The organism is Pseudomonas parafulva, assembly GCF_002021815.1.
Taxonomy (GTDB): Bacteria; Pseudomonadota; Gammaproteobacteria; order Pseudomonadales; family Pseudomonadaceae; genus Aquipseudomonas; species Aquipseudomonas parafulva_B.
Genome location: NZ_CP019952.1, coordinates 1,347,772 through 1,368,134, shown reverse-complemented (window position 1 = coordinate 1,368,134; position 20,363 = coordinate 1,347,772). Strand labels below are relative to the sequence as shown.

Here is a 20,363-nt window from a genome sequence, read left to right as displayed (position 1 = left end):
GTAAGGCGTGTTCAACCACAAGAAAGCGGGCAGTCATGGGGCGAGTCGTGGCAGCGGCGGTATACAGCGCCGGTAGGAAGGTCACCAACATCAGTATCGATGAAGGCAGCGAGTGGGCGCGCAAACCGGGCCACTTCGTGTGGATCGGGCTGGAGGAGCCCGACGCCGAAGCACTGGCCAACCTGCAGCGCCAGTTCAACCTGCACGAACTGGCCATCGAAGACGCCCTGGAGAAGCACAGCCGGCCGAAGCTGGAAACCTTCGGCGACGCCTTGTTCATCGTCACCTATTCACCCGTGCGCCAGCAGGGTCGGCTGGAGTTCATCGAAACCCACATCTTCGCCGGCACTGGCTACGTGATTACCTGTCGCAATGGCCATTCCAAATCCTATGCCCTGGTGCGCGAGCGCTGCGAAGCACGGCCGTTGCTGCTCGAACACGGGGAGGACTTCGTGTTGTATGCGCTGTTGGACTTCGTTAACGAAAACTACCAGCCTGTAAGCGAGGCGATTCACGGGGAGATCGAAGCGCTGGAGCAGAGCGTGCTGGGCGGTTCGCTGCTTGAAGCCGACATCCGTCGCCTGCACAGCCTGCGGCGCGATCTGCTGCGCCTGCGCCGCTATGTGGCGCCTATGGTGGAAGTGAGCGAAGAACTGCAGCGCCTGAGCTTTCCCTTCATCGACAAGAACATGCGCCCGTACTTTCGTGACGTCCAGATCCACGTGACCCGGCAGATGGAAGACCTGGCCGGGATTCGCGACATTGCCAGCCAGACCATCGAGATCGGCATGCTGCTCGAAGCGTCTCGCCAGAGCATCGTGCAGCGCAAGTTCGCCGCCTGGGCGGCTATTCTGGCCTTCCCCACTGCCATTGCCGGCATCTACGGGATGAACTTCCAGAACATGCCCGAGCTGAGCTGGCACTACGGCTATTACGTAGTCCTGGGGGTGATCGCGGCCGGGTGCACAGGCCTGTTCGCCAGCTTCAAGAAATCCGGCTGGTTGTAACCAAGATAGGGGTCACCGGGCGACCCCTGCCCTGTCAGGCCGCGTTGTGCTTGTTAGCCGGTTGCTGGATGAAACGCAACATCCATTCGCCTACCACGTCACCCTGATGTTCGGTGGCGAGGCTGGCGACGGCCTGCTGGTAGACCTCATCGCCTAGATGCGCCTGGCGTGCGTCGAGCAAGGCCCGGGAGTAGTCGTGTACGAACTCCGGGTGGCCTTGGAAACACAGCACCTGATCGCCGATGCAATACGCGGCGTTGGGGCAGAAATCACTGGACGCAATGACCGTGGCGCCTTTGGGCAATTCGGTCACCTGGTCCTGGTGACTGATCAGCAAGGTCAGCTCCGATACTTGAGGTTGCATCCATGGTGCACGCGCTGCCAGTGAATAACGGTGTACGCCAACGCCCCAGCCCTTCTCCGCTCGCTCCGCTTTGCCGCCCAAGGTCAACGCCAGCAGCTGGTGACCGAAACACACACCCAGCAGCTTCTCACCCCGGTCATACAGCTTGAGCAGATAAGCCTTGAGCGTCTGGATCCAGGGATCGGAACCGAACGAATCGGCCTTGCTGCCCGTCACAAGGTAAGCATCGAACTTAAGGTCATCGGCGGGATATTCACCGTTCATGACGTTGTAGACACTGAACTGTGCTGTGATCGGCTGACGGGCGAAGAGCTGCTCGAACATCCTGCCGTAGCCTTCGTACTGCGCCGTCAATTCCGGTCGCAGAACATCGGTTTCAAGGATGCAGATGCGTAACGACATAGGGATAGTCCTGAACGACATGGATGGAAAACAGCTGTAGAGCGTGACGCGAAAGGCACGTACAAGCAAGAGGGTCGCGCAGACGAACGGTGCGCTTTGGGCTGAGACGGCACAAAAACACCCAACCTGTCTAGGTGAAGCCTATCAGCGCGATGGCTTAATGCTTTAAAACGAAATGTTATAGGCCGCTGGCAGTTAGAACAAAGGGTTCTCAATATTGAATGATGTACGCCCTACTGTTGCAGTATGTCCACATTCATGAGGCAAGCCGTGCCGGCGCCAGTAGGGGCCATTGCGATCGACCCGACATGTGACAAGGAAGCCAACGGGTATTTAGGAATAACAACAAGAAGGCGGTCCGCCATGTTTAGACAATCGAAACTTCGCCAAGCTGGACTCATTCTTTTCGCAACCACGCTGTTGCTGATAGTGCCAAACCTGACACGTCTGTTCGGCTAAGGCGGGTGGTGGCGGTAGCAGGCGGGATAGCGGTAACCTGCTGGCCCTGATGGCCGGAGTATCCCATGCGCCCATGCATTGCCTTGGCAGCCTTGCTGTCGTGCCTGCCGCTGTCGGCGGCCCAACTGCACCTTGAACTTGGCACTGGCCAAAAGCAGTGGAGCAGCGAACAGTTGCTCGCACATCCCCAAGCCAAGACGGTGGACATTAGTGAGGACGTTTCCTATAAGCGCCCCATGCGCTATCGCGCAGTGCCCCTCGCGGCGCTGCTCAACGGTGTGCAGCCTGAGGACCACCTGCAGGCCATTGCAGCCGATGGCTTTGCGGCAGAAATGCCCGCTGGCCCTCTGCTTCAACCCGGCCCGGCGCAGGCCTGGCTAGCCGTCGAAGACCCAGCCGCCCCTTGGCCGCCCCTAGGTAAGGGAAAACCGAGTGCAGGGCCGTTTTATTTGGTGTGGACGGCGCCGCAAGCGAGCGGCATTCGCCCCGAACAATGGCCCTTTCAGATCTCCACGATACGTAAGCTAGCCTCTGTCGAGCAGCGCTTCCCGGCGTTGCTGCCGGACCCCGACCTGCCGGGCGACAGCCCCGTGCGACAAGGCTTTGCATTGTTCCAGCAGAACTGCCTGGCCTGCCACCGTCTGAACGGTGCAGGGGATGCGCAGGTAGGGCCTGATTTGAATGTGCCGCACAACCCGACCGAGTATTTCCAGCCGGGTTACCTGCGCATGCTGATTCGGGACCCACAACGCTTGCGGCAATGGCCCCAGGCGAAAATGCCGGGCTTTGCCCCAAGCGTGCTGAATGATCAGGAGCTCGATGCGCTGTTGGCCTACCTGCGGCACATGGCCACGCGCAAATCCTGAGAAAATCGGGCCGCAGGGCGGCCCAATGGCCTAGGCCGTGAGGCGCTCGTGCTTGACCCCCCACCCCTCCACTTCGCCTCCATAAGGCGTGACAACCTGTTCGAAGGCCTCCTCGAAGTCGCCAATGCCACCGTGGGTGGCGAACATGATTTTACTGAGTTCCAGGTGCCAGGCACCGTCGTCGAGTTCGGTTACCTGAGCGTTAAGCGACTCGCCACGAAACTCCCCGGCTGCGCGGCGCGCAGCGGCTTCATCCGGAAAAACGGCATAGAACTCGATGGGGTGGATCTGGGTGAAATCGAAGCCACCTGCCTTCATCTGGCGCAGGACGTTGCTGCTGATATCGTCGTGTTGGCTGCTCATGAATCGTCCTCCTGAATAACGCAGTGGATAGACTTTCCGTGCAAGGGCACCTGCCCTAAATCGTCGGGCAGTTCGAGCTGATACAAGACGCGGGTGGGAACGGTGCCGCCTGCGCAGCCGGCGGGCACCTTCATGCAGCGTAGTGCCCAGGCGGACGCTACGCAAACCGTGAATCAGGGCGCCTCTTCAATGCTGGTGATGGTGACGCCGCTGTGTTCTTTCAGCCAGCGCGCCGTGGGGGACACCGCGCGATCCTGAAAATCGTTGAGGTCCAGCTCATCCATGACCGGGAACAACCGCGTGCGGATGGCACGGGCAGCGTCTTCCTCGCTGGGGCGATGTTCGGCCTGCAGCACAATCGAGGTCGGTGCGCCTTTCTGGTCGGCAAAGATGACTTCCCACTCTTTCATCGAACGAGCCCTCTCAATCAAACGACACCTTATGCGATGCCTGAATAAATGACCTTGGCCCTTGGGGAATGTTCAGAAAGTTGAACACCCGTCGACCTGAGCCGCTAGGTAGCGGCTCGGGTCGGGGTGTAAATAGGGTTACTTCGGCGTGCCGTGCACCACCCCTGCCGTGTTGTCCAGCAAGCTCTTGGTGGCCGTCTGGATGTAGGCTTCGAGCTGCTTGAGCAGCTGCGGCTGGTCAGGGCTTTCGATGAGCTCGGCCTTGAACTCGCGACCCAGCTGATAGCGGTACAGGCGCGGGGTCATGTCCTTGGGCTCGATCAGGATACGGTCGCCCTGTACCAACCCCACGATCTGCTCGCTACCCGAAGGCTTGATCATGCCGATGCCTGGGTCGCCCTCAGGCAGGTTGAGCAAGTCGCGCCCCCAGCACTGATGGCGCGTCTGGCCGCCCAGGCGACCCATGATAGTCGGCACGATATCGACCTGGGTGCCCACGGTGTGGTTGACCGCACCGAATTTCTCCTGGATGCCTGGGGCGATCAGCAGCAGCGGTACGTTGAACCGCCCCAGGTCCAGTTCGGTGACCTGTTGATGGTTGCCGAAACCATGGTCCCCCACGATCACGAACAAGGTGTCCTTGAAATAGGGCTCCTTGCGCGCCTTCTCGAAGAACTGGCCCAAGGCCCAGTCCGAGTAGCGCATGGCCGTCAGGTGTTCATCCAGGCGGCCTTGCCCGGTGACCTTCTCCACCGGCAGGTCCTTGGGCAGGGCGTACGGCGTGTGGTTGGACAGGGTCTGGAGCAAGGCATAGATCGGCTTGCTGCCATCGTGCTTGGCCAGCTCCTGGTTGCCGCGGTCGAACATGTCCTGGTCGGACACGCCCCAGGTCGGGTCGGAGAACACCGGGTCGACGAAGTCCTGCCGGCCGATGAAGGTGGTCATGCCCTGGTTGCCGAAGAACCCGGACTGGTTGTCCCAGGCGAAGTCGCCGTTGTAGACGTACACGTCATCGTAGTCGCGGGCGCTGAGCAAGGCCGGCAGCCCGGACAGCTTGTGACCGCCCTCCGGCGTCTGCATCAGGTACTCGAAGCCGGGCAGGTTGGGGAAGCACGCCATGGTGGCGAACATGCCCTGATGGGTATGAGTGCCGTTGGAGAAGAAGCGGTCGAACAGCAGCCCTTCCTTAGCCAGCTTGTCGAAGTAAGGGGTGATGTTGTTGGGGCTGCCCAGCGCGCCGACCGAATGGCCCGCGAAGCTCTCCATCAGGATCACCACCACGTTCTTGATGGGCAGGGTGCCCTCGGCCGGCGGCAGGAAGTCGCGGCGCACGGCCGCTTCGTCGGCATCGACCAGGGTGTCATGGGTGGTCAGCAGTTGCTGGCGCACAGTCTGGGTCGCCAGGTTCTGCTCCAGCACCGGTCTCCAGATGTTGGCGCGGTCCTCGCCGAAGCGGCTCTTGGCGGCGTCGATCAGGGTCAGGGTGCCGTTGAGGCCCAACTGGTTGACGAAGTTCGAATCGGTGGTGAACGCGTCACCCCAGCGCATGGGCGGGCCTTGACGCAGGGTGCCACGGGCGGCGATCACGGCCACCAACAGGATCACCATGAACACCGCCAGACGGTAATACCATGCGGCCACCGGCTGGGTGCCGATACCCCTGGTCAGCCGGTCGACACCCTTGAACAGCAGGCTGAGCAGCCAGGTCCCGAGCACCCAGGCCAGCAGGTAGCGCACCACTGGGAAGCCGTACCAGAGCATGCTCATGACGGTCTTGGGGTCTTCCTTGATGTACTGGAACACCAAGCCGTTCAAGCGCTGGTGGAACTCGCGATAGAAGTCCAGTTCCATCAGGCCCAGGAACATCACCACGCTGGCGGTGAGCGTCAGCCAGAAACGGAATACGCCCCGCCGGGCCATGGCCCAAGGGCTGAGCAGCGCCAGCAGCAGCGGAATGCTGATGTACACCACCACCCGAAGGTCGAAGCGCAGGCCGTTGACGAACCCTTCGGCGACCGTGGCCGCTGGCGTGTCGCCAACCATGTCGCTGTTGTAGACCAGCAGTGCCAGGCGCACGAGGCTGAGCATCAGCATGATGACCAGCGCGCTGAGCAGCGTATAGGCCAGGTGGGATTTGAGGGTCGGCGAGAACGGCGCTCGCGCGCGCCATTGCTTCAAGGCGTCCGGGTTGGCCATGAACAGGAAGGTCCTAGAAATGCGGTTTGCGAAGAAGGCGCTGGCGCAAGACCAGCGCAGCATTGTGCGGGTGCGGATTCTGTTTAATTCATTGTGAAAATTTTGTCACGGCCTGGATTGCCTCTGGCGCCATGGGGGCACAGAGTGCTGGTTTCAGAGCCGGCCTGTGCCGCGCGGCCCGGCAATGGCCCAAATCACCAGCCCCACGACCGGCAGCAGGGCAATCAGAAGAATCCACAACACCTTGACCCCCACTTCGCGGTCACTCTTGTAGACGTTGATGATGGCCCAGATATCCAGGGCAAGAATGATCAGACCTACGAGGCTGTTGAACATCGATCCCATACCGCGTACTCCAGTTGATGAGTGTATTGCTGCATAGCATAGCCCTCTATCGGTTCAATAGAAGGGAATCCTTGGCGCCGCCTGCAGGTCACTGCCTATGATGCATCGACATTCCGATCAGAGGTTCTGCATGCCACCTGCCCACAGCCACAGCGCCACCCCGCCCTCGCCGTTCAGCGTGTGGCGACAACAGATAGCCAACAATCCCTGGGTCGGTGCAGGCCTTGCGCTGAGCCTGATGGCCGTCGTGATTCTGCTGGGTGCGAGCCTGTGGAATGCGGTCAACGGCGATCATTCCGAAAACCTGCACCTGGCCGCGCTCGGGGGCCTGTCCGGCTTTGGCGCCACCGCGTTGGGCGCTGTGCTGGCCGTGGTGTTGCGTGATGTCAGTAGCCGTAACCAGGACGTGATGCTGGGGTTCGCTGCCGGCATGATGCTGGCAGCCAGTTCTTTTTCGCTGATTTTGCCGGGTCTGGACGCGGCGCGGGAGATCACCGGCAGTGGGCCGGGTGCGGCCTTCATCGTGGTCGTCGGCATGGGGCTGGGCGTGCTGCTGATGCTGGGCCTGGACCGTTTCACGCCGCACGAGCATGAACGCGTCGGCGTGGTGGGGCCGGAAACCGAACGGTTCAGCCGGGTCTGGCTGTTCGTGCTGGCCATTACCCTGCACAACTTGCCCGAGGGCATGGCCATCGGGGTGAGCTTCACCAACGGCGACATGAACATCGGCCTGCCGCTGACCACCGCCATCGCCATTCAGGACATCCCGGAGGGCCTGGCCGTGGCGCTGGCGCTGCGGGCGACCGGGCTGTCCAACCTGAAGGCCGCACTGGTGGCCATTGGTTCAGGAGTAATGGAGCCATTGGGCGCGGTCATCGGGCTGGGCATTTCCACCGGCTTTGCCGTGGCCTACCCTATCAGCATGGGACTGGCGGCGGGGGCGATGATCTTCGTGGTGAGCCACGAGGTCATTCCCGAAACCCACCGTCACGGCCACCAGACCTCCGCCACGCTCGGCTTGATGGGCGGTTTCGCGGTGATGATGTTCCTGGACACCGCATTAGGTTGACAGCGCCGTTGCCCGCCTGCCAGGGCCGCGTACGACGCGCTCAGACGTGCAGGGCGACCTTCAGGGCCTCCAGGGCGGGCTCGGCCTTGATGCCAAGTTCAGCGGCCAGCGCCTGGACCCGCTCTAGGTCATGCTGGCCAACCATGACCATCTGCAGCTCATCATCGAGCAATTGGCTGAAATCGAGCAGCACGTAGCCACCGGCTTCCTTGTTGAGCGCCCCCATCTGCACCTGGATACGGTTGAGCGCCACGAGCGGCTCGGTGCGTGCCAGCTGCTTGGGCTTGAGGGTGAACGGCACGCTCTTGTCGAACGAGTCGCTGATCTGCTGGAACAGCTCCTGATAGGTGTCAGCCTGGAATACCACGGTGTCAGGCAGGCTGCCGAGTACTACCCACTCGCCCAGTGGGATGGGAAAGCTGTCGTCGTAGTTGATGTCGGGGTTGGCGGCCAGGAAAGCGGCGGGGTCGGCGTAGGCCTGGGCAGCCTCGTCGGCAATGCGCTCGATGTCTTCTTCGCGCAGGCAGCCTGCGCTGATAAGGCGGATGAATTCGAGCAACTGAGTTTTCATGAAGGGGGGCCTGTGGCGATGGCAAAGTCGCCAAGGATAGCCGCAAACGCCCCCTGCCGGTTAGCCTGCCAGCGCTTGCAGGCGTGCGGTGGCGTCCACGGCGCCCATGGTCTGGGCTGCCATCAGTGCGTTTGCACCGCGCACATCCTGCAAGGCAGGGTTGGCACCCTGGGCCAGCAGGTACTCAAGGATCTCTACACGGTTGAACATGGCGGCCAACATCAGGGCCGTGCGTCCATCCTGGGCAGCGGCATCGACCGGTACACCGTTTTCCAGCAACAGGCGGATCATGGCCATGTCCCCTTTGAAAGCGGCACCGGCGATGGGGAGCTGGCCGTTGTCGTTGGCAATGAGCGGATCGGCCCCGTGGTTGAGCAACACCTGAACGGCGTCATGGTGGCCGTGGTAGCTGGCCAGCATCAGCAGGGTGTCGCCCTTGTGATTACGCAGGTTCACCGGCAGACCGCTTTGCAGCAGGCGCTCCAGCATCTGGGCATCGCCTTGACGGGCCTTGTCGAACACTTGTGCGGCAAAAGCAGCCGCTTCATCGGTAGACATTTGAGCAGGCTGAGCGGACGCAGTCTGGGTGGACATAAGGAACCTCCTGGTAGAAATCGTTGCCCAAGTGTTTGTCAGGCCCTTCCTGCGCGTCAAAGGTTCCGTTTCTATCGAGCCCATAGCGTTGATTGGCTTGCCGTGCAAAATGCACTGTGCAAAATGCATGACCTTGCAGCTTGCACGGAAGGCATTCTCTAAATGTAGTCCAACCCCCTGATTTAACTGGATTTTTCCTACACTCAGTTTCTGGCACGGTCGCTGCAATCTATCTAGACATCGATTGCCACACACCTTGTCAGGAGTAGTCATGAACCTTATCCAGGAAAAATTCGTCTCGGTGTTCCCTGCTTACCAAGTCGCGACTCAATCACGTCCTGACGGCGGCATCTTGCTGACTCTGCGTGCGGCCGACGGCAAGGTTACCCGCCGTGTACTGACCTACACCCAACTGCACAGCGCCGAGCAATTGTCCTGGGCCATCAGCGCCATTCGCCGCGACTTGGCCGAACAAGCCAGCGAGTTGCCAGTGATCTCGATGTTGCAGAGCCAGCAGCGTTTTGCATTGCCGACTTATCGCTGATTCTTGCACTGCCCCCGAAAGCGACCAAATTCAAGGTGGGAGCGGCCTCGTGCCGCGATAGGCCGCAACGCGGCCCCAACGATATGAGCTGTGAAGCTGAAATCTTGGGGCCGCTGCGCGGGCCATCGCGGCACGAGACCGCCCCTACAGGGGCATTACATGCCTCGGGCGCAAGGTCACAACTCGTCTATCCCCAGAAACGCCCGCGCACTCGCGTCGCCGGTAAATGTCAGCTGACTGCCCGCTTCAGTTGCAAACAGCCTGAACGCCAGGCAAAACGGCGCCTCCCCCAGCTCAAGCCAGCGCCGCGTCCCCGCAGGCACGCGTAACTGGTCGCCCTTCTCGCACATCACCGAATACACCTCAGCTGCCAGGCGCAGGCCAACCTGCACGCGTCCGCTCACCACGACGATCACTTCGTCGGTATCGAGCACATGCTCATCGCGCAGGTCCGGGCCTTGATCCTCGACCCCGTCACGGTTGATCACCCCATGGGCCCGGCAACCGTGGGTGGTCATCATGTGATCGAGATGGGCCTGGCAGGCATCCATCATCTCATCGTGCAAGGTGCCCGGACGCACCCGCAGCCCGTGCTCGGCCTGCATGAGCGACACCCCATGCTCGGCCAGTGCTGCCGTGATGTCTTCGGCATGGGTCAGCACCTTGTTGGGCAACTGCGGGGTGGAAGGGTCGAATACGCAGAGGATGCTCATCGTAAGGTCCTGTTGGGTTGCGAATGAAAGGCCATGATAACGGCTGCCGCCAGTGCTGCGACGCTGGCCATACCAAAGGTGAGCCCGGGGCCGAGCATGTTCCAGCTATAGCCGGCGTACAACGCGCCCAGGGCACCACCGGTACCCGACAGCGCAGCGTACAGGGCCTGGCCCTGCCCCTGCTGCCTGGCGCCGAAACTGCTCTGCACGAAGGCGATGCTGGCCGCGTGAAAGCAGCCGAAAGTGGCCGCATGCAGCAACTGCGCGCCCACCAGTACGCCCGGCTGCGCTGCCAGATTGCCCAGCAACAGCCAGCGCACGGCGGCCAGCACGAAGCTTGCGAGCAGCACCCGGCGGACGCTGAACCGTGCGAACAGGCGACTCATGAGCATGAACATCACCACTTCCGCCACCACCCCGAGCGCCCACAGCAGGCCAATGGCCGTTCGGCTGTAACCCAGGTGCTCCAGGTGCAGGGTGAGGAAGGTGTAGTACGGCCCATGGCTCAATTGCATCAGCGCCACACAGACGTAGAACGCCAGGACTCCAGGGGCGCGCAGCTGCTTGAGAAAACCCCCGGCCCCGTGTCGCTCACCGTGCTCGACGGGCTGGGCATTGGGTACCCAGAGGCTGGCGGCCACGATACCGGCCATGATCAGGACCAGGGCCACGGGATAGATGTCCAGGCTCAGCCATTCGAGCAGGCGCCCAAGCCCCACCACGGTGAGGATGAACCCAATCGACCCCCACAGCCGTACCTGGCTGTAGCGCGACGTCTGGCCATGCAGGTGCGCCAGCGTAATCACCTCGAACTGCGGCAGCACCGCGTGCCAGAAGAACGCATGCAAGGCCATGACAATCGCCAGCCAGGCGTAGCTCTTGCCGAAGAAGATCAGGCTGAAGGTGGCCAGCGTGCACAATGCCCCAAGCCGCACGATCAGTAGGCGCTGCCCGGTCCGGTCCCCCAGCCAGCCCCACAGATTGGGCGCTATGCAGCGCATCAGCATGGGAATGGCCACCAGTTCGCCGATGCGCGCGGGCGCAAAGCCCAGGTGGTCGAAGTACAGCGCCAGGAACGGCGCCGTGGACCCCAGCAAGGCGAAATAGAACAGGTAGAAACTGGACAATCGCCAGTAGGGTATCGGCTGCATGGGGTTGCCTTGGGAAGCAGGGCCTGTCGGCGGTGACTCAGCTGCGCGAGCTACCGCCGCGAGAAAACAGGCCCAGATGGGTCAGAGCTGGCCCAGCACCGGCGTGTTCACCTTCACCTCGGCGTTCTGGGCACGGTGGCGCAACAGGTGATCCATCAGCGCGATGGCCATCATCGCCTCGGCGATTGGGGTGGCGCGAATGCCTACGCAGGGGTCATGCCGGCCTTTGGTGATGACGTCCACCGGGTTGCCGTCCACGTCCACCGAGCGGCCCGGCACGGTGATGCTCGAGGTAGGCTTCAATGCCAGGTGGGCAACGATCGGCTGGCCCGAAGAGATACCACCCAGAATGCCGCCTGCGTTGTTACTGAGAAAACCCTGCGGGGTCATCTCGTCGCGGTGCTCGGTGCCGCGCTGCGCAACGCTGGCAAAGCCTGCACCGATTTCCACGCCTTTCACGGCATTGATGCTCATCAGCGCATGGGCCAGCTCGGCGTCCAGACGATCGAAAATCGGCTCGCCAAGGCCCGGCATGACGCCTTCGGCCACCACGGTGATCTTGGCGCCTACCGAATCCTGATCCCGGCGCAGCTGATCCATGTACGCCTCAAGCTCCGGCACCTTGCTCGGGTCGGGGCTGAAGAAAGCGTTCTGCTCCACCGAGTCCCAGGTCTTGAAAGGGATCTGGATCGGGCCCAGCTGGCTCATGTAGCCGCGCACGGTGATGCCCTGGGTGGCCAGGTACTTCTTGGCGATGGCGCCGGCAGCCACGCGCATGGCGGTTTCGCGGGCCGAACTACGCCCGCCGCCACGGTAGTCGCGGGTGCCGTATTTGTGGTGATAGGTGTAGTCGGCGTGGGCCGGGCGGAACAGGTCCTTGATGGCCGAGTAGTCCTTGGACTTTTGGTCGGTGTTGCGGATCAGCAGGCCAATGGAGCAACCGGTGGTGCGCCCTTCGAACACGCCTGAGAGGATTTCCACCTCATCGGGTTCCTGGCGCTGGGTGGTATGGCGGCTGGTGCCGGGCTTGCGCCGGTCCAGGTCGCGCTGCAGGTCGGCAAGGGAGATCTCAAGGCCTGGCGGGCACCCATCGACAATGGCGACCAACGCCGGGCCATGGCTTTCGCCAGCGGTGGTGACAGTGAACAGCTTGCCGTAGGTATTGCCGGACATGGACGCTCCGCGAGATCTGCCTGAAGTGAAGGAAAGCGGCAGTATACAGGTGGATTGCCCGCGTGTGCGGGCCGGTTGGCGAGCGCGTCGTTCCGGGCGATGCGGGGCCTTGGGCCTGGCTTAGAACCTTCCTCGGCCACTGTAGGTCAAAGTGCTATCTCCCCTGTGTAGTTGCGCACGATGCCGCGTTTCATTGCCCTGCTTTGCCTGCTGTTGACCACCCTTTGCCATGCCGCCACCCCGACCGTTCTGCACCGCCCGATCGACCTGGACACCGGTCAGGGCGTATTACACGGCAGCCTGTTGCTACCCCAACAGGACACCCCGCCGCCGGTGGTGCTGATCATCGCAGGCTCCGGGCCCACTGACCGCGACGGCAACAACCCGGCTGGCGGGCGCGTGGACAACTTGAAGCGCCTGGCCTTGCTGCTGGCCAATGCGAATATCGCCAGCGTGCGCTACGACAAGCGCGGCGTGGCCGCCAGCCAACCGGCTACGCCCGATGAACGCGACTTGAGCGTGGAGCGTTATGTCGCCGACGTGGTGGCCTGGGGCCATAAGCTCAAGGCCGACCCCCGCTTCGGCTCGTTGATCCTGATCGGCCACAGCGAAGGTGCGCTGATCGCCAGCCTGGCCGCCGAGCAGGCTGGGGCCAGTGCGGTGGTCAGCCTGGCTGGCAGCGGCAGGCCCATGGCCGAAGTGGTGCGCGAGCAGCTTGCCGAGCGCCTTCCGCCTGCGCAGCTGGCCCGTGGCAGTGCCCTGCTTGACCGCCTGGAAGCCGGCCAGACCAGCCTGGACGTACCCGCACCGCTGCGCCAGGTGTTTCGCCCCAGCGTGCAGCCCTACCTGATCACCTTGTTCCGGCAGGACCCGGCAGCCGCGTTTGCGCGGCTGCCCATGCCGGCGCTGATCGTGCAGGGGCGCAACGACGTGCAGGTGGACGTGGCCGATGCGCAGAAGCTCAAGGACGCCAAACCCGATGCTCACCTGGTGCTGATCGAGGGCATGAACCACATGCTGCGCATCAGCCCCAAAGACATGAGCGAACAGCGCGAGAGCTACCAGAACCCGCAGTTGCCATTGGCACGGGAGCTGGGCGAGCAGATCGTCACGTTCATTCGCCAGTTGCCACCGGGCTGATCGACGGGCTCAGGTCTGGGCAGCGGCGGCCGATACAGCGTGCATAGCCAAGGACATGCACTGATGACTACACCACCTGCTGCCACAGAGCCGGCTGAAGAGCCCCAACACACCCCCGCCCTGCCCTGGGCGGACCTGGCCGTCGAGCATCACCAGTTGCTGCGCCTGGCGCCGCTGCCTGGCGACCGCGTAACCGGCGCCCGACCCCTGCGTTTCGTACAGTTCGGCTATGCCGAGCGCCATGACCCGGCCCACAGCCTGCTGCGCATGCAGATTGCGTTGCCCGGCCAGAAAGTGCACAAGGGCCATAACCAGGTGGACATACGCGTAGATCATCAGGCGCGGTGCGTGCGCCTTGGGGATGAGCATGGCCTGCAACTGGAGCCGGTCAATCGCGGCCTGGGCCGCTTCCTGCTGGCCCAGGCCGCCCAGTGGCTGCAGCGCAAGTGGCCGAATTACCGGGTAGAGGCCTTTGCGCTGCCGAGCAAGGATGCGCTGGAGGAGGACTCGCGCCTGCGCCGGGACCAGTGCCTGCGCGGGGCAGGCCTTGAGGTGCAGTACGAAGACGGGCAGGTGCTCAAGGGCCGAACGGCCGAGACCCGGGTAGACCAGCTGGAGGTAGGCTGGAACAGCGAGCGCGTGCAGCGCCTGGGCCTTCTCGATGCCGCGCAGTTATTGCAGCAGGCAGACCAGCAGTTGCAGGAAGGCGAGGCCCGCTTGCGCGAGCGTGATGAGCGTGTGGCCAAGTACCAGCGCGAAGACAGCGGCTTGCGGTTCACCATCACCTGCCTGGTGGCCTTTGCACTGTTTCAAGCCGGGCTACTGATCTGGATCGCCACGCGTTGAAACCCTGGGCCTGGCGTTTCATGGGCCTCAGGTGTTTTAAAAACGGGTTGGGCGAAACGGGCGCCTGACACCCGTTGCGCCCACGCGCCCTCAGACGCGGCCTTTGAACAACGCCTGATGCTGACGGCACTGCTCGGCGGTGAGCATGAATACCCCATGCCCGCCGCGCTCGAATTCGAGCCAGGCGAAATCGACTTCCGGGTACAGCGCCTCGACATGAACCTGGCTGTTGCCCACCTCCACGATCAGCAAGCCCTTTTCGGTCAGGTGGTCGGCCGCATCGGCCAGCATGCGCCGTACCAAGTCCAGACCATCAGCACCGCAAGCCAAGCCCAGCTCCGGTTCGTGGTGGTATTCGGCCGGCATGTCGTCGAAGTCTTCGGCGTCCACGTACGGCGGGTTGGACAGGATCAGGTCGAAGCGCTGGCCCGGCAGCCCTTCGAAACCGTCGCCCTGCACGGTGTACACCCGGCCATCGAGGCCATGGCGCTCGATGTTCTGGTTGGCCACTTCGAGCGCTTCGAACGACAGGTCGGCCAGCACCACCTCGGCCTGCGGGAAGACGTCGGCGGCGACGATCCCGATGCAGCCGGAGCCGGTGCACAGGTCCAGAATGCGGCCTGGCTCAGCGCCCAGCCACGGCTCAAGGCGCTTTTCCAGCAGTTCGCCAATGGGAGAGCGCGGCACCAGCACGCGCTCATCGACGATGAACGACATGCCACAGAACCAGGCCTCGCCCAGCAGGTAGGCGGTGGGTACCCGTTCTTCGATGCGGCGCTTGAGCAAGTGCTGCAGCTGTACGCGCTCGGCATCCTCGAGCATGCAGTCCAGGTAGCTGTCGGCCACCTCGAACGGCAGGTGGACCGCCCCCAGCACCAGCAACCGGGCTTCATCCCAGGCGTTGTCGGCACCATGGCCGAAGAACAGGTCGTGCTCATGGAAGCGGCTGACCGCCCAACGGATATAGTCGCGCAGCGTGCGCAGACGGGATGTGATCACGGGAAACTCCTAATTCAGACTGGTCGAAAGTCTAACAGCCCAGGCCCCGGATTTGTTCCCTGCAATCGCCTGTACGGTAGCCACAAGCCAGCAACCACGCCACTTGCGTTGTCAACCATTCCCATTGTCGCCAAGGCAGGGGAGAATAGGCGCACAAAAGCCCTATACCAAGGAGCCCTTGATGTCCGTTCCAACCACGATGTTCCGCCTCACTGGCCGCGATTACCCGCCGGCCAAGCTGAGCCAAGCCAGCCTGATCATCATTGATGCGCAGAAGGAGTACCTCACCGGGCCCCTGGCGCTGTCGGGCATGGATGAGGCCGTGGCCAACATCGCCAGGTTGCTCGATGCCGCGCGCAAGAGCGGCCGTCCGATCATCCATGTTCGCCATCTGGGCACCGTTGGCGGGCGCTTCGACCCCCAGGGCCCTGCGGGTCAGTTCATTCCGGGGCTCGAACCGCTGGAAGGCGAGACCGTGATCGAAAAACGCATGCCCAATGCCTTCAAGAACACCAAACTGCACGAGACGTTGCAGGCACTCGGCCATCTCGACCTGATCGTCTGCGGCTTCATGAGCCACTCCAGCGTCAGCACCACCGTGCGCCGTGCCAAGGATTATGGTTACCGGTGCACCCTGGTGGAAGATGCGTCGGCCACCCGTGACCTGGCTTTTAACGACCAAGTGATTCCAGCGGCGCAGATTCACCGGTGTGAAATGGCCGTGATGGCCGACAACTTCGCGTGCGTGGCGCCGACGGCCAGCCTGATCTGACCCGATCACGTGGGTGGCGGCAGGCAGGAACCGGAGGTGTGATTGTGGGTCGAAGGGCTCACACCCCTACAGGAGAGCAGGATGAAGCTCAAAGGCAGTATCGACGCCAAGCGCCTGCGCCCGCGCCAACCGCGCAGCTGGGGCGCACGCCTGGGTGCTGCGCTGTCCGCGCTGCTGGCCACCCTCGGTGTGTTGCTGGCCATGGCTGGCGTGGCCGGGCTGTTGGGCAACTACCCTGCCCTGGCCGAACTCAACGCCAACAAGCCGCTTGCCGCCACCTTGACGGTGGTGGGGCTGTTGATGCTGTGGCTTGGCGTACGCTTCTGGCGCCTGAGCCGCATCCGCCTGCGCCGGGCTCGGGAGCTGAACATGTCGCCTCACTTGATGAAAAAGCATGAGTGAGGTTCCTGCAAACGCTGCCCCCTGTAGGAGCGGCCTTGTGCCGCGATGGGGCGCGCAGCGGCCCCAGGATTTCAGCTTGGCAACCTATATCGCCGGGGCCGCTGCGCGCCCCATCGCGGCACAAGGGCCGCTCCTACAGTAGTCCACCGTCCCCCTTCCCCACCTAACCACCATGGCTGCACACCGCCGCGCACTCGCGTAAACTACGCCGCCCACGTGGAGGCATCATGCAAGACGACGATTTTTCCCTGTTCAAGGCCGAAGTGCGCGGCGTCAAGCCGATCACGCACGACCGTGCCGAGGTCGGCAAGCCCAAGACCGATCGCCAGAAGCTGGCCGGCCTGCGCCAGTCGGCGACCGTGTCCAGCGACAAGGCGTTGGTCATCGATGGCATGTCCGACCAGTTCGTCATCGACGTGGGCGCCGAAGACGAATTGATGTGGCGCCGGGACGGCGTTCAGGAAACCCAGCTGCGCAAGCTCAAGCTTGGGCAGATACCGTTCGAAGGCAGCCTTGACCTGCACGGCATGACCGTGGAAAAGGCGCGCGAGACACTTTGGGATTTCATCGCCGAAGCGACCCGCCTGGAAGTACGCTGCGTGCGGGTCACCCACGGCAAAGCGGCACGCCTGGATGGCAAGCGCCCCATGATCAAGAGCCACGTCAACACCTGGCTGCGCCAGCACCCGCAAGTGCTCGGCTTTGCCTCCTGCAGTGCCCGCCACGGGGGCACCGGCGCCGTCTATGTGATGCTCAAGCGAACCATGCTCGAAGGCCGCGACGAGTAACGCCGCGCTTGCAGCGCCGCCCTTGCCGCCGTAACCTTCGTTTTTGCGATTTTTCCCACAGGTAGATCCATGTCCCTGGAACAGAACTACACCGAGATCCTCAGCCAGATTGGCGAGGACGTCTCCCGTGAGGGCCTGCTCGACACGCCCAAGCGGGCTGCAAAGGCGATGAAGTATCTTTGCCGCGGTTATGAGCAAACACTGGAAGAAGTGACCAACAACGCGTTGTTCAGTTCCGACAACAGCGAAATGGTGCTGGTCCGGGACATCGAGCTGTATTCGATGTGCGAGCATCACATGCTGCCCTTCATCGGCAAGGCCCACGTGGCCTACCTGCCCAAGGGCAAGGTGCTGGGCCTGTCGAAAGTGGCGCGTATCGTCGACATGTACGCCCGTCGCCTGCAGATCCAGGAAAACCTCAGCCGCCAGATCGCCGATGCCGTACAGCAGGTCACCGGTGCCGCCGGCGTTGCCGTGGTCATCGAGGCCAAGCACATGTGCATGATGATGCGCGGTGTGGAGAAACAGAATTCGAGCATGATCACGTCGGTGATGCTGGGTGAGTTCCGCGCCAACGCGGCCACCCGCAGCGAGTTCCTCAGCCTGATCAAGTAACCGGCTGCGTCACCCAGGCCGACCCCTGCCGGTCGGCCTTTTTCATTTCAGGAGTTTGTAGATGATCGTCAAAGCCCTGCGGGTTGGCCTCGGCCAGCTTATCGTATTCGGCGACTGGGTCAGCCGCCCGGCCAAGCGCAAGCGCGACCCAGCAGCCCAGGCCGGCGTGGACGAGGCGGCCAAGGGCTTGGCGCTCTACCAGTTCCATGCCTGCCCATTCTGCGTCAAGACCCGCCGCACCTTGCACCGCCTGAACGTGCCGGTGGCGTTGCGCGACGCCAAGAACGACCCTGTGCACCGCCAGGCCCTGGAGCAAGGCGGTGGCCGGATCAAAGTGCCATGCCTGCGCATCGAGGAAGCGGGCAAGGTGACCTGGATGTATGAGTCCAAGGCCATCATTGCTTACCTGGATGAGCGGTTTGGTAAGCATTGAGTCACTGAGCGAGATCGTGTAGGAGCGGCCTCGTGCCGCGATGGGCTGCGCAGCAGCCCCAGGATTTCAGCTCCGCAACTCATATTGCCGGGGGCCGCTACGCGCCCCATCGCGGCCGGTCCGGCGCCCCGGCAAGGCCGCTCCCGGACCTCGTGGCTCACCCCACCATCGGCACATGCCGCGGATGGCTGCTCACCCGCTCCAGCCAGGCGCGCACGGCCGGGTAATCCGTCAGGTCGAAACCGCCTTGCTGCGCCACATGGGTGTAGGCATACAACGCCACATCGGCAATGGAATACTGGTCACCCACCAGATACGGGGTCACCAGCAACTGCCGCTCCATCACACGCAGCGCCTTGTAGCCGCCCTTGTGCAACTTGCGGTACTCCTCGACGCGATCATCCGGTAGCCCCAGATAGAACTGAATGAAGCGGGCCACGGCGATATACGGCTCATGGCTGTATTGTTCGAAGAACTGCCACTGCAGCACCTGGGTGCGCAGGCGCGGCTCGGCTGGCAGGAACTCGCTGCCGTCGGCCAGGTAGTTAAGGATGGCATTGGATTCCCACAGGTAATTGCCGTCCTCGAGCTGCAACACCGGCACCTTGCCGTTGGGGTTCATGGCCAGGAACTCGGGCGTCTCGGTCTCGCCCTTGAGGATGTCCACCGGGTGCCACTCATAAGGCCGCTCCAACAGGCTGAGCATCAACTTGACCTTGTAGCAGTTACCCGATTGATAATCGCCGTAAACCTTGTACATCACCCCTACCCCTGCAATGCCGTCATACCAGAGCGCCTGATAGTTAACGACTGTACGGTTAAAAGCAATGATCGCTGTATCGCTGCTGTCACCTCGCCTGGCGTTAGTCTGATAACCACGGCGTATACCCTTACAAGGATTTTTTCATGACCGATGCCACCTCCGCTCGCCTTCGCCCCCTGGCAGATACCTCGCCCTCGGCGGTGGTCGCAGGCTTCATCGCCATGCTCACCGGCTACACCTCCTCGCTGGTGCTGATGTTTCAGGCCGGGCAAGCGGCTGGCCTGACCACTGCGCAGATATCCTCGTGGATCTGGGCGCTGTCGATCGGCATGGCGGTCTGCAGCATCGGCCTGTCCCTGCGCTACCGCACGCCCGTGACGGTGGCCTGGTCCACGCCCGGCGCGGCGCTGCTGATCACGAGCCTTGGCGGGGTGAGCTACGGGGAGGCCATCGGCGCCTACATCACCTGTGCAGCGCTGGTGCTGGTCTGTGGGCTGACCGGCAGCTTCGAGCGCCTGATCAAGCGTATTCCTGCCTCGCTGGCATCGGCGCTGCTGGCCGGCATTCTGTTCAAGATCGGCAGCGAGATCTTCGTCGCCGCCCAGCACCGTACCTTGCTGGTGCTGGGCATGTTCTTCAGCTATCTGCTGGTCAAGCGCCTGTCACCGCGCTACTGCGTACTGGCCGCGCTGCTGGTGGGCACGGCCCTGTCCGGCGCCCTGGGGCTGCTGGACTTCAGTGGCTTCGCGCTGGAAATGGCAACGCCGGTGTGGACCACGCCGCACTTTTCGCTGGCAGCCACCATCAGCATCGGCATTCCGCTGTTTGTGGTGGCAATGACCTCGCAGAACATGCCGGGCATTGCCGTGCTGCGGGCTGACGGCTACCAGGTACCGGCCTCTCCATTGATTTCAGCCACCGGCCTGGCTTCGTTGCTGCTGGCCCCGTTTGGCTCGCACGGGGTGAACCTGGCTGCCATCAGCGCGGCCATCTGCACCGGGCCGCATGCCCACGAAGACCCAAGCAAGCGCTACACCGCGGCCGTATGGTGCGGCGTGTTCTACGGAGTTGCCGGCGTGTTCGGGGCGACGCTGGCGGCGTTGTTCGCGGCCTTGCCCAAGGAACTGGTGCTGTCGATCGCGGCCCTGGCCCTGTTTGGTTCGATCATGAATGGCCTGACGGTAGCCATGAGTGAAGCACGCGAGCGTGAAGCGGCCGTCATCACTTTCATGGTCACGGCCTCGGGGCTGACGCTGTTCTCAATCGGTTCGGCCTTCTGGGGCATTGTGGCCGGTGTACTGGCCCTGCTGATCCTCAACCCACGCAAAGCGTAAGACAACCGCCGATGGCAGGCGCCGCGCTGGCGGCGCCCTGCCAG

24 protein-coding genes are annotated in these 20,363 nt (G+C 62.8%); 12 read left to right on the top strand and 12 right to left on the bottom strand.

The window, feature by feature from the left end; all coding sequences use genetic code 11:
• Positions 1 to 35 precede the first annotated feature (35 nt).
• Entirely contained in the window at positions 36 to 1,007 is a 972-nt protein-coding gene (locus tag B2J77_RS06090; RefSeq protein WP_078478185.1) for a magnesium and cobalt transport protein CorA, read from the top strand.
• Between the two features lie 34 nt (positions 1,008 to 1,041).
• Here B2J77_RS06090 and B2J77_RS06085 read toward each other — a convergent pair whose 3' ends face one another.
• Positions 1,042 to 1,773, bottom strand: a complete 732-nt coding sequence (locus B2J77_RS06085; RefSeq protein WP_078478184.1) for an amidotransferase — start codon at positions 1,771 to 1,773, stop codon at positions 1,042 to 1,044.
• A 524-nt stretch (positions 1,774 to 2,297) separates the two neighbouring features.
• On the opposite strand from B2J77_RS06085, the gene B2J77_RS06080 reads away from it, so the two are divergent.
• On the top strand, positions 2,298 to 3,098 hold the full coding sequence (locus B2J77_RS06080; protein ID WP_058639727.1) for a cytochrome c: 801 nt from the start codon (positions 2,298 to 2,300) through the stop codon (positions 3,096 to 3,098).
• Positions 3,099 to 3,128: 30 nt separating this feature from the next.
• Here B2J77_RS06080 and B2J77_RS06075 read toward each other — a convergent pair whose 3' ends face one another.
• The 4 genes from B2J77_RS06075 to B2J77_RS06060 form a co-directional block, all read right to left on the bottom strand.
• Complete coding sequence (locus B2J77_RS06075) at positions 3,129 to 3,461, bottom strand: ribonuclease E inhibitor RraB (RefSeq protein ID WP_023535326.1); 333 nt, start codon at positions 3,459 to 3,461, stop codon at positions 3,129 to 3,131.
• Between the two features lie 173 nt (positions 3,462 to 3,634).
• Positions 3,635 to 3,871 (bottom strand): hypothetical protein, encoded by a 237-nt coding sequence (locus B2J77_RS06070; RefSeq protein WP_023535304.1) that lies wholly within the window; start codon positions 3,869 to 3,871, stop codon positions 3,635 to 3,637.
• Positions 3,872 to 4,009: 138 nt separating this feature from the next.
• Positions 4,010 to 6,067 carry an LTA synthase family protein gene (locus tag B2J77_RS06065; RefSeq protein WP_078478183.1) on the bottom strand — a complete coding sequence of 686 codons (2,058 nt, stop codon included), beginning with the start codon at positions 6,065 to 6,067 and terminating at the stop codon, positions 4,010 to 4,012.
• A 153-nt stretch (positions 6,068 to 6,220) separates the two neighbouring features.
• Positions 6,221 to 6,412 carry a PLDc N-terminal domain-containing protein gene (locus B2J77_RS06060; protein WP_023535355.1) on the bottom strand — a complete coding sequence of 64 codons (192 nt, stop codon included), beginning with the start codon at positions 6,410 to 6,412 and terminating at the stop codon, positions 6,221 to 6,223.
• A 130-nt stretch (positions 6,413 to 6,542) separates the two neighbouring features.
• On the opposite strand from B2J77_RS06060, the gene B2J77_RS06055 reads away from it, so the two are divergent.
• Entirely contained in the window at positions 6,543 to 7,481 is a 939-nt protein-coding gene (locus B2J77_RS06055) for a ZIP family metal transporter (RefSeq protein WP_058639734.1), read from the top strand.
• Between the two features lie 40 nt (positions 7,482 to 7,521).
• Here B2J77_RS06055 and B2J77_RS06050 read toward each other — a convergent pair whose 3' ends face one another.
• Both B2J77_RS06050 and B2J77_RS06045 read right to left on the bottom strand, forming a co-directional pair.
• Entirely contained in the window at positions 7,522 to 8,052 is a 531-nt protein-coding gene (locus tag B2J77_RS06050) for a hypothetical protein (RefSeq protein WP_078478182.1), read from the bottom strand.
• 60 nt (positions 8,053 to 8,112) lie between these two features.
• Complete coding sequence (locus B2J77_RS06045; protein ID WP_058639725.1) at positions 8,113 to 8,646, bottom strand: ankyrin repeat domain-containing protein; 534 nt, start codon at positions 8,644 to 8,646, stop codon at positions 8,113 to 8,115.
• Positions 8,647 to 8,917: 271 nt separating this feature from the next.
• Between B2J77_RS06045 and B2J77_RS06040 the strand changes: the two genes are divergently transcribed.
• Entirely contained in the window at positions 8,918 to 9,190 is a 273-nt protein-coding gene (locus tag B2J77_RS06040) for a DUF3509 domain-containing protein (RefSeq protein WP_058605801.1), read from the top strand.
• Between the two features lie 176 nt (positions 9,191 to 9,366).
• Here the strand turns inward: B2J77_RS06040 and B2J77_RS06035 are convergent, their stop codons facing one another.
• From B2J77_RS06035 to aroC, 3 genes are all read right to left on the bottom strand, one after another.
• A complete protein-coding gene (locus tag B2J77_RS06035) occupies positions 9,367 to 9,903 on the bottom strand; it encodes an oxidase (protein WP_078478181.1) in 537 nt (178 codons plus the stop codon).
• On the bottom strand, positions 9,900 to 11,054 hold the full coding sequence (locus B2J77_RS06030; RefSeq protein ID WP_078478180.1) for an MFS transporter: 1,155 nt from the start codon (positions 11,052 to 11,054) through the stop codon (positions 9,900 to 9,902). Before B2J77_RS06030 ends, B2J77_RS06035 begins: the two co-directional genes overlap by 4 nt.
• An 81-nt stretch (positions 11,055 to 11,135) precedes the next feature.
• Positions 11,136 to 12,227 (bottom strand): chorismate synthase, encoded by a 1,092-nt coding sequence (aroC, locus tag B2J77_RS06025; protein WP_078478179.1) that lies wholly within the window; start codon positions 12,225 to 12,227, stop codon positions 11,136 to 11,138.
• Between the two features lie 180 nt (positions 12,228 to 12,407).
• Between aroC and B2J77_RS06020 the strand changes: the two genes are divergently transcribed.
• Both B2J77_RS06020 and B2J77_RS06015 read left to right on the top strand, forming a co-directional pair.
• Positions 12,408 to 13,367: an alpha/beta hydrolase gene (locus tag B2J77_RS06020; RefSeq protein ID WP_078478178.1), complete on the top strand. Its 960-nt coding sequence runs from the start codon at positions 12,408 to 12,410 to the stop codon at positions 13,365 to 13,367.
• A gap of 63 nt (positions 13,368 to 13,430) precedes the next feature.
• The gene (locus tag B2J77_RS06015; RefSeq protein WP_078478177.1) at positions 13,431 to 14,213 is read left to right on the top strand and encodes a hypothetical protein; all 783 of its coding nucleotides are present in this window, start codon (positions 13,431 to 13,433) and stop codon (positions 14,211 to 14,213) included.
• A 90-nt stretch (positions 14,214 to 14,303) separates the two neighbouring features.
• On the opposite strand, the gene prmB is transcribed toward B2J77_RS06015, so the two are convergent.
• Positions 14,304 to 15,212 (bottom strand): 50S ribosomal protein L3 N(5)-glutamine methyltransferase, encoded by a 909-nt coding sequence (prmB, locus tag B2J77_RS06010; protein WP_058606109.1) that lies wholly within the window; start codon positions 15,210 to 15,212, stop codon positions 14,304 to 14,306.
• 181 nt (positions 15,213 to 15,393) lie between these two features.
• Here prmB and B2J77_RS06005 point away from each other — a divergent pair, with 181 nt between their 5' ends.
• From B2J77_RS06005 to B2J77_RS05985, 5 genes are all read left to right on the top strand, one after another.
• The gene (locus tag B2J77_RS06005; protein WP_058639718.1) at positions 15,394 to 15,984 is read left to right on the top strand and encodes a cysteine hydrolase family protein; all 591 of its coding nucleotides are present in this window, start codon (positions 15,394 to 15,396) and stop codon (positions 15,982 to 15,984) included.
• An 81-nt stretch (positions 15,985 to 16,065) separates the two neighbouring features.
• Complete coding sequence (locus B2J77_RS06000) at positions 16,066 to 16,386, top strand: hypothetical protein (protein ID WP_058606111.1); 321 nt, start codon at positions 16,066 to 16,068, stop codon at positions 16,384 to 16,386.
• 227 nt (positions 16,387 to 16,613) lie between these two features.
• A complete protein-coding gene (locus B2J77_RS05995) occupies positions 16,614 to 17,174 on the top strand; it encodes a Smr/MutS family protein (protein WP_058639717.1) in 561 nt (186 codons plus the stop codon).
• 69 nt (positions 17,175 to 17,243) lie between these two features.
• Entirely contained in the window at positions 17,244 to 17,789 is a 546-nt protein-coding gene (gene folE, locus B2J77_RS05990; protein ID WP_023535356.1) for a GTP cyclohydrolase I FolE, read from the top strand.
• A gap of 61 nt (positions 17,790 to 17,850) precedes the next feature.
• Positions 17,851 to 18,222, top strand: a complete 372-nt coding sequence (locus tag B2J77_RS05985; RefSeq protein ID WP_058639716.1) for a glutaredoxin family protein — start codon at positions 17,851 to 17,853, stop codon at positions 18,220 to 18,222.
• A gap of 157 nt (positions 18,223 to 18,379) precedes the next feature.
• Here the strand turns inward: B2J77_RS05985 and B2J77_RS05980 are convergent, their stop codons facing one another.
• Positions 18,380 to 18,982: a glutathione S-transferase family protein gene (locus tag B2J77_RS05980; RefSeq protein ID WP_078478176.1), complete on the bottom strand. Its 603-nt coding sequence runs from the start codon at positions 18,980 to 18,982 to the stop codon at positions 18,380 to 18,382.
• 146 nt (positions 18,983 to 19,128) lie between these two features.
• Between B2J77_RS05980 and B2J77_RS05975 the strand changes: the two genes are divergently transcribed.
• Positions 19,129 to 20,319 (top strand): benzoate/H(+) symporter BenE family transporter, encoded by a 1,191-nt coding sequence (locus tag B2J77_RS05975; protein ID WP_078478175.1) that lies wholly within the window; start codon positions 19,129 to 19,131, stop codon positions 20,317 to 20,319.
• Positions 20,320 to 20,363 lie beyond the last annotated feature (44 nt).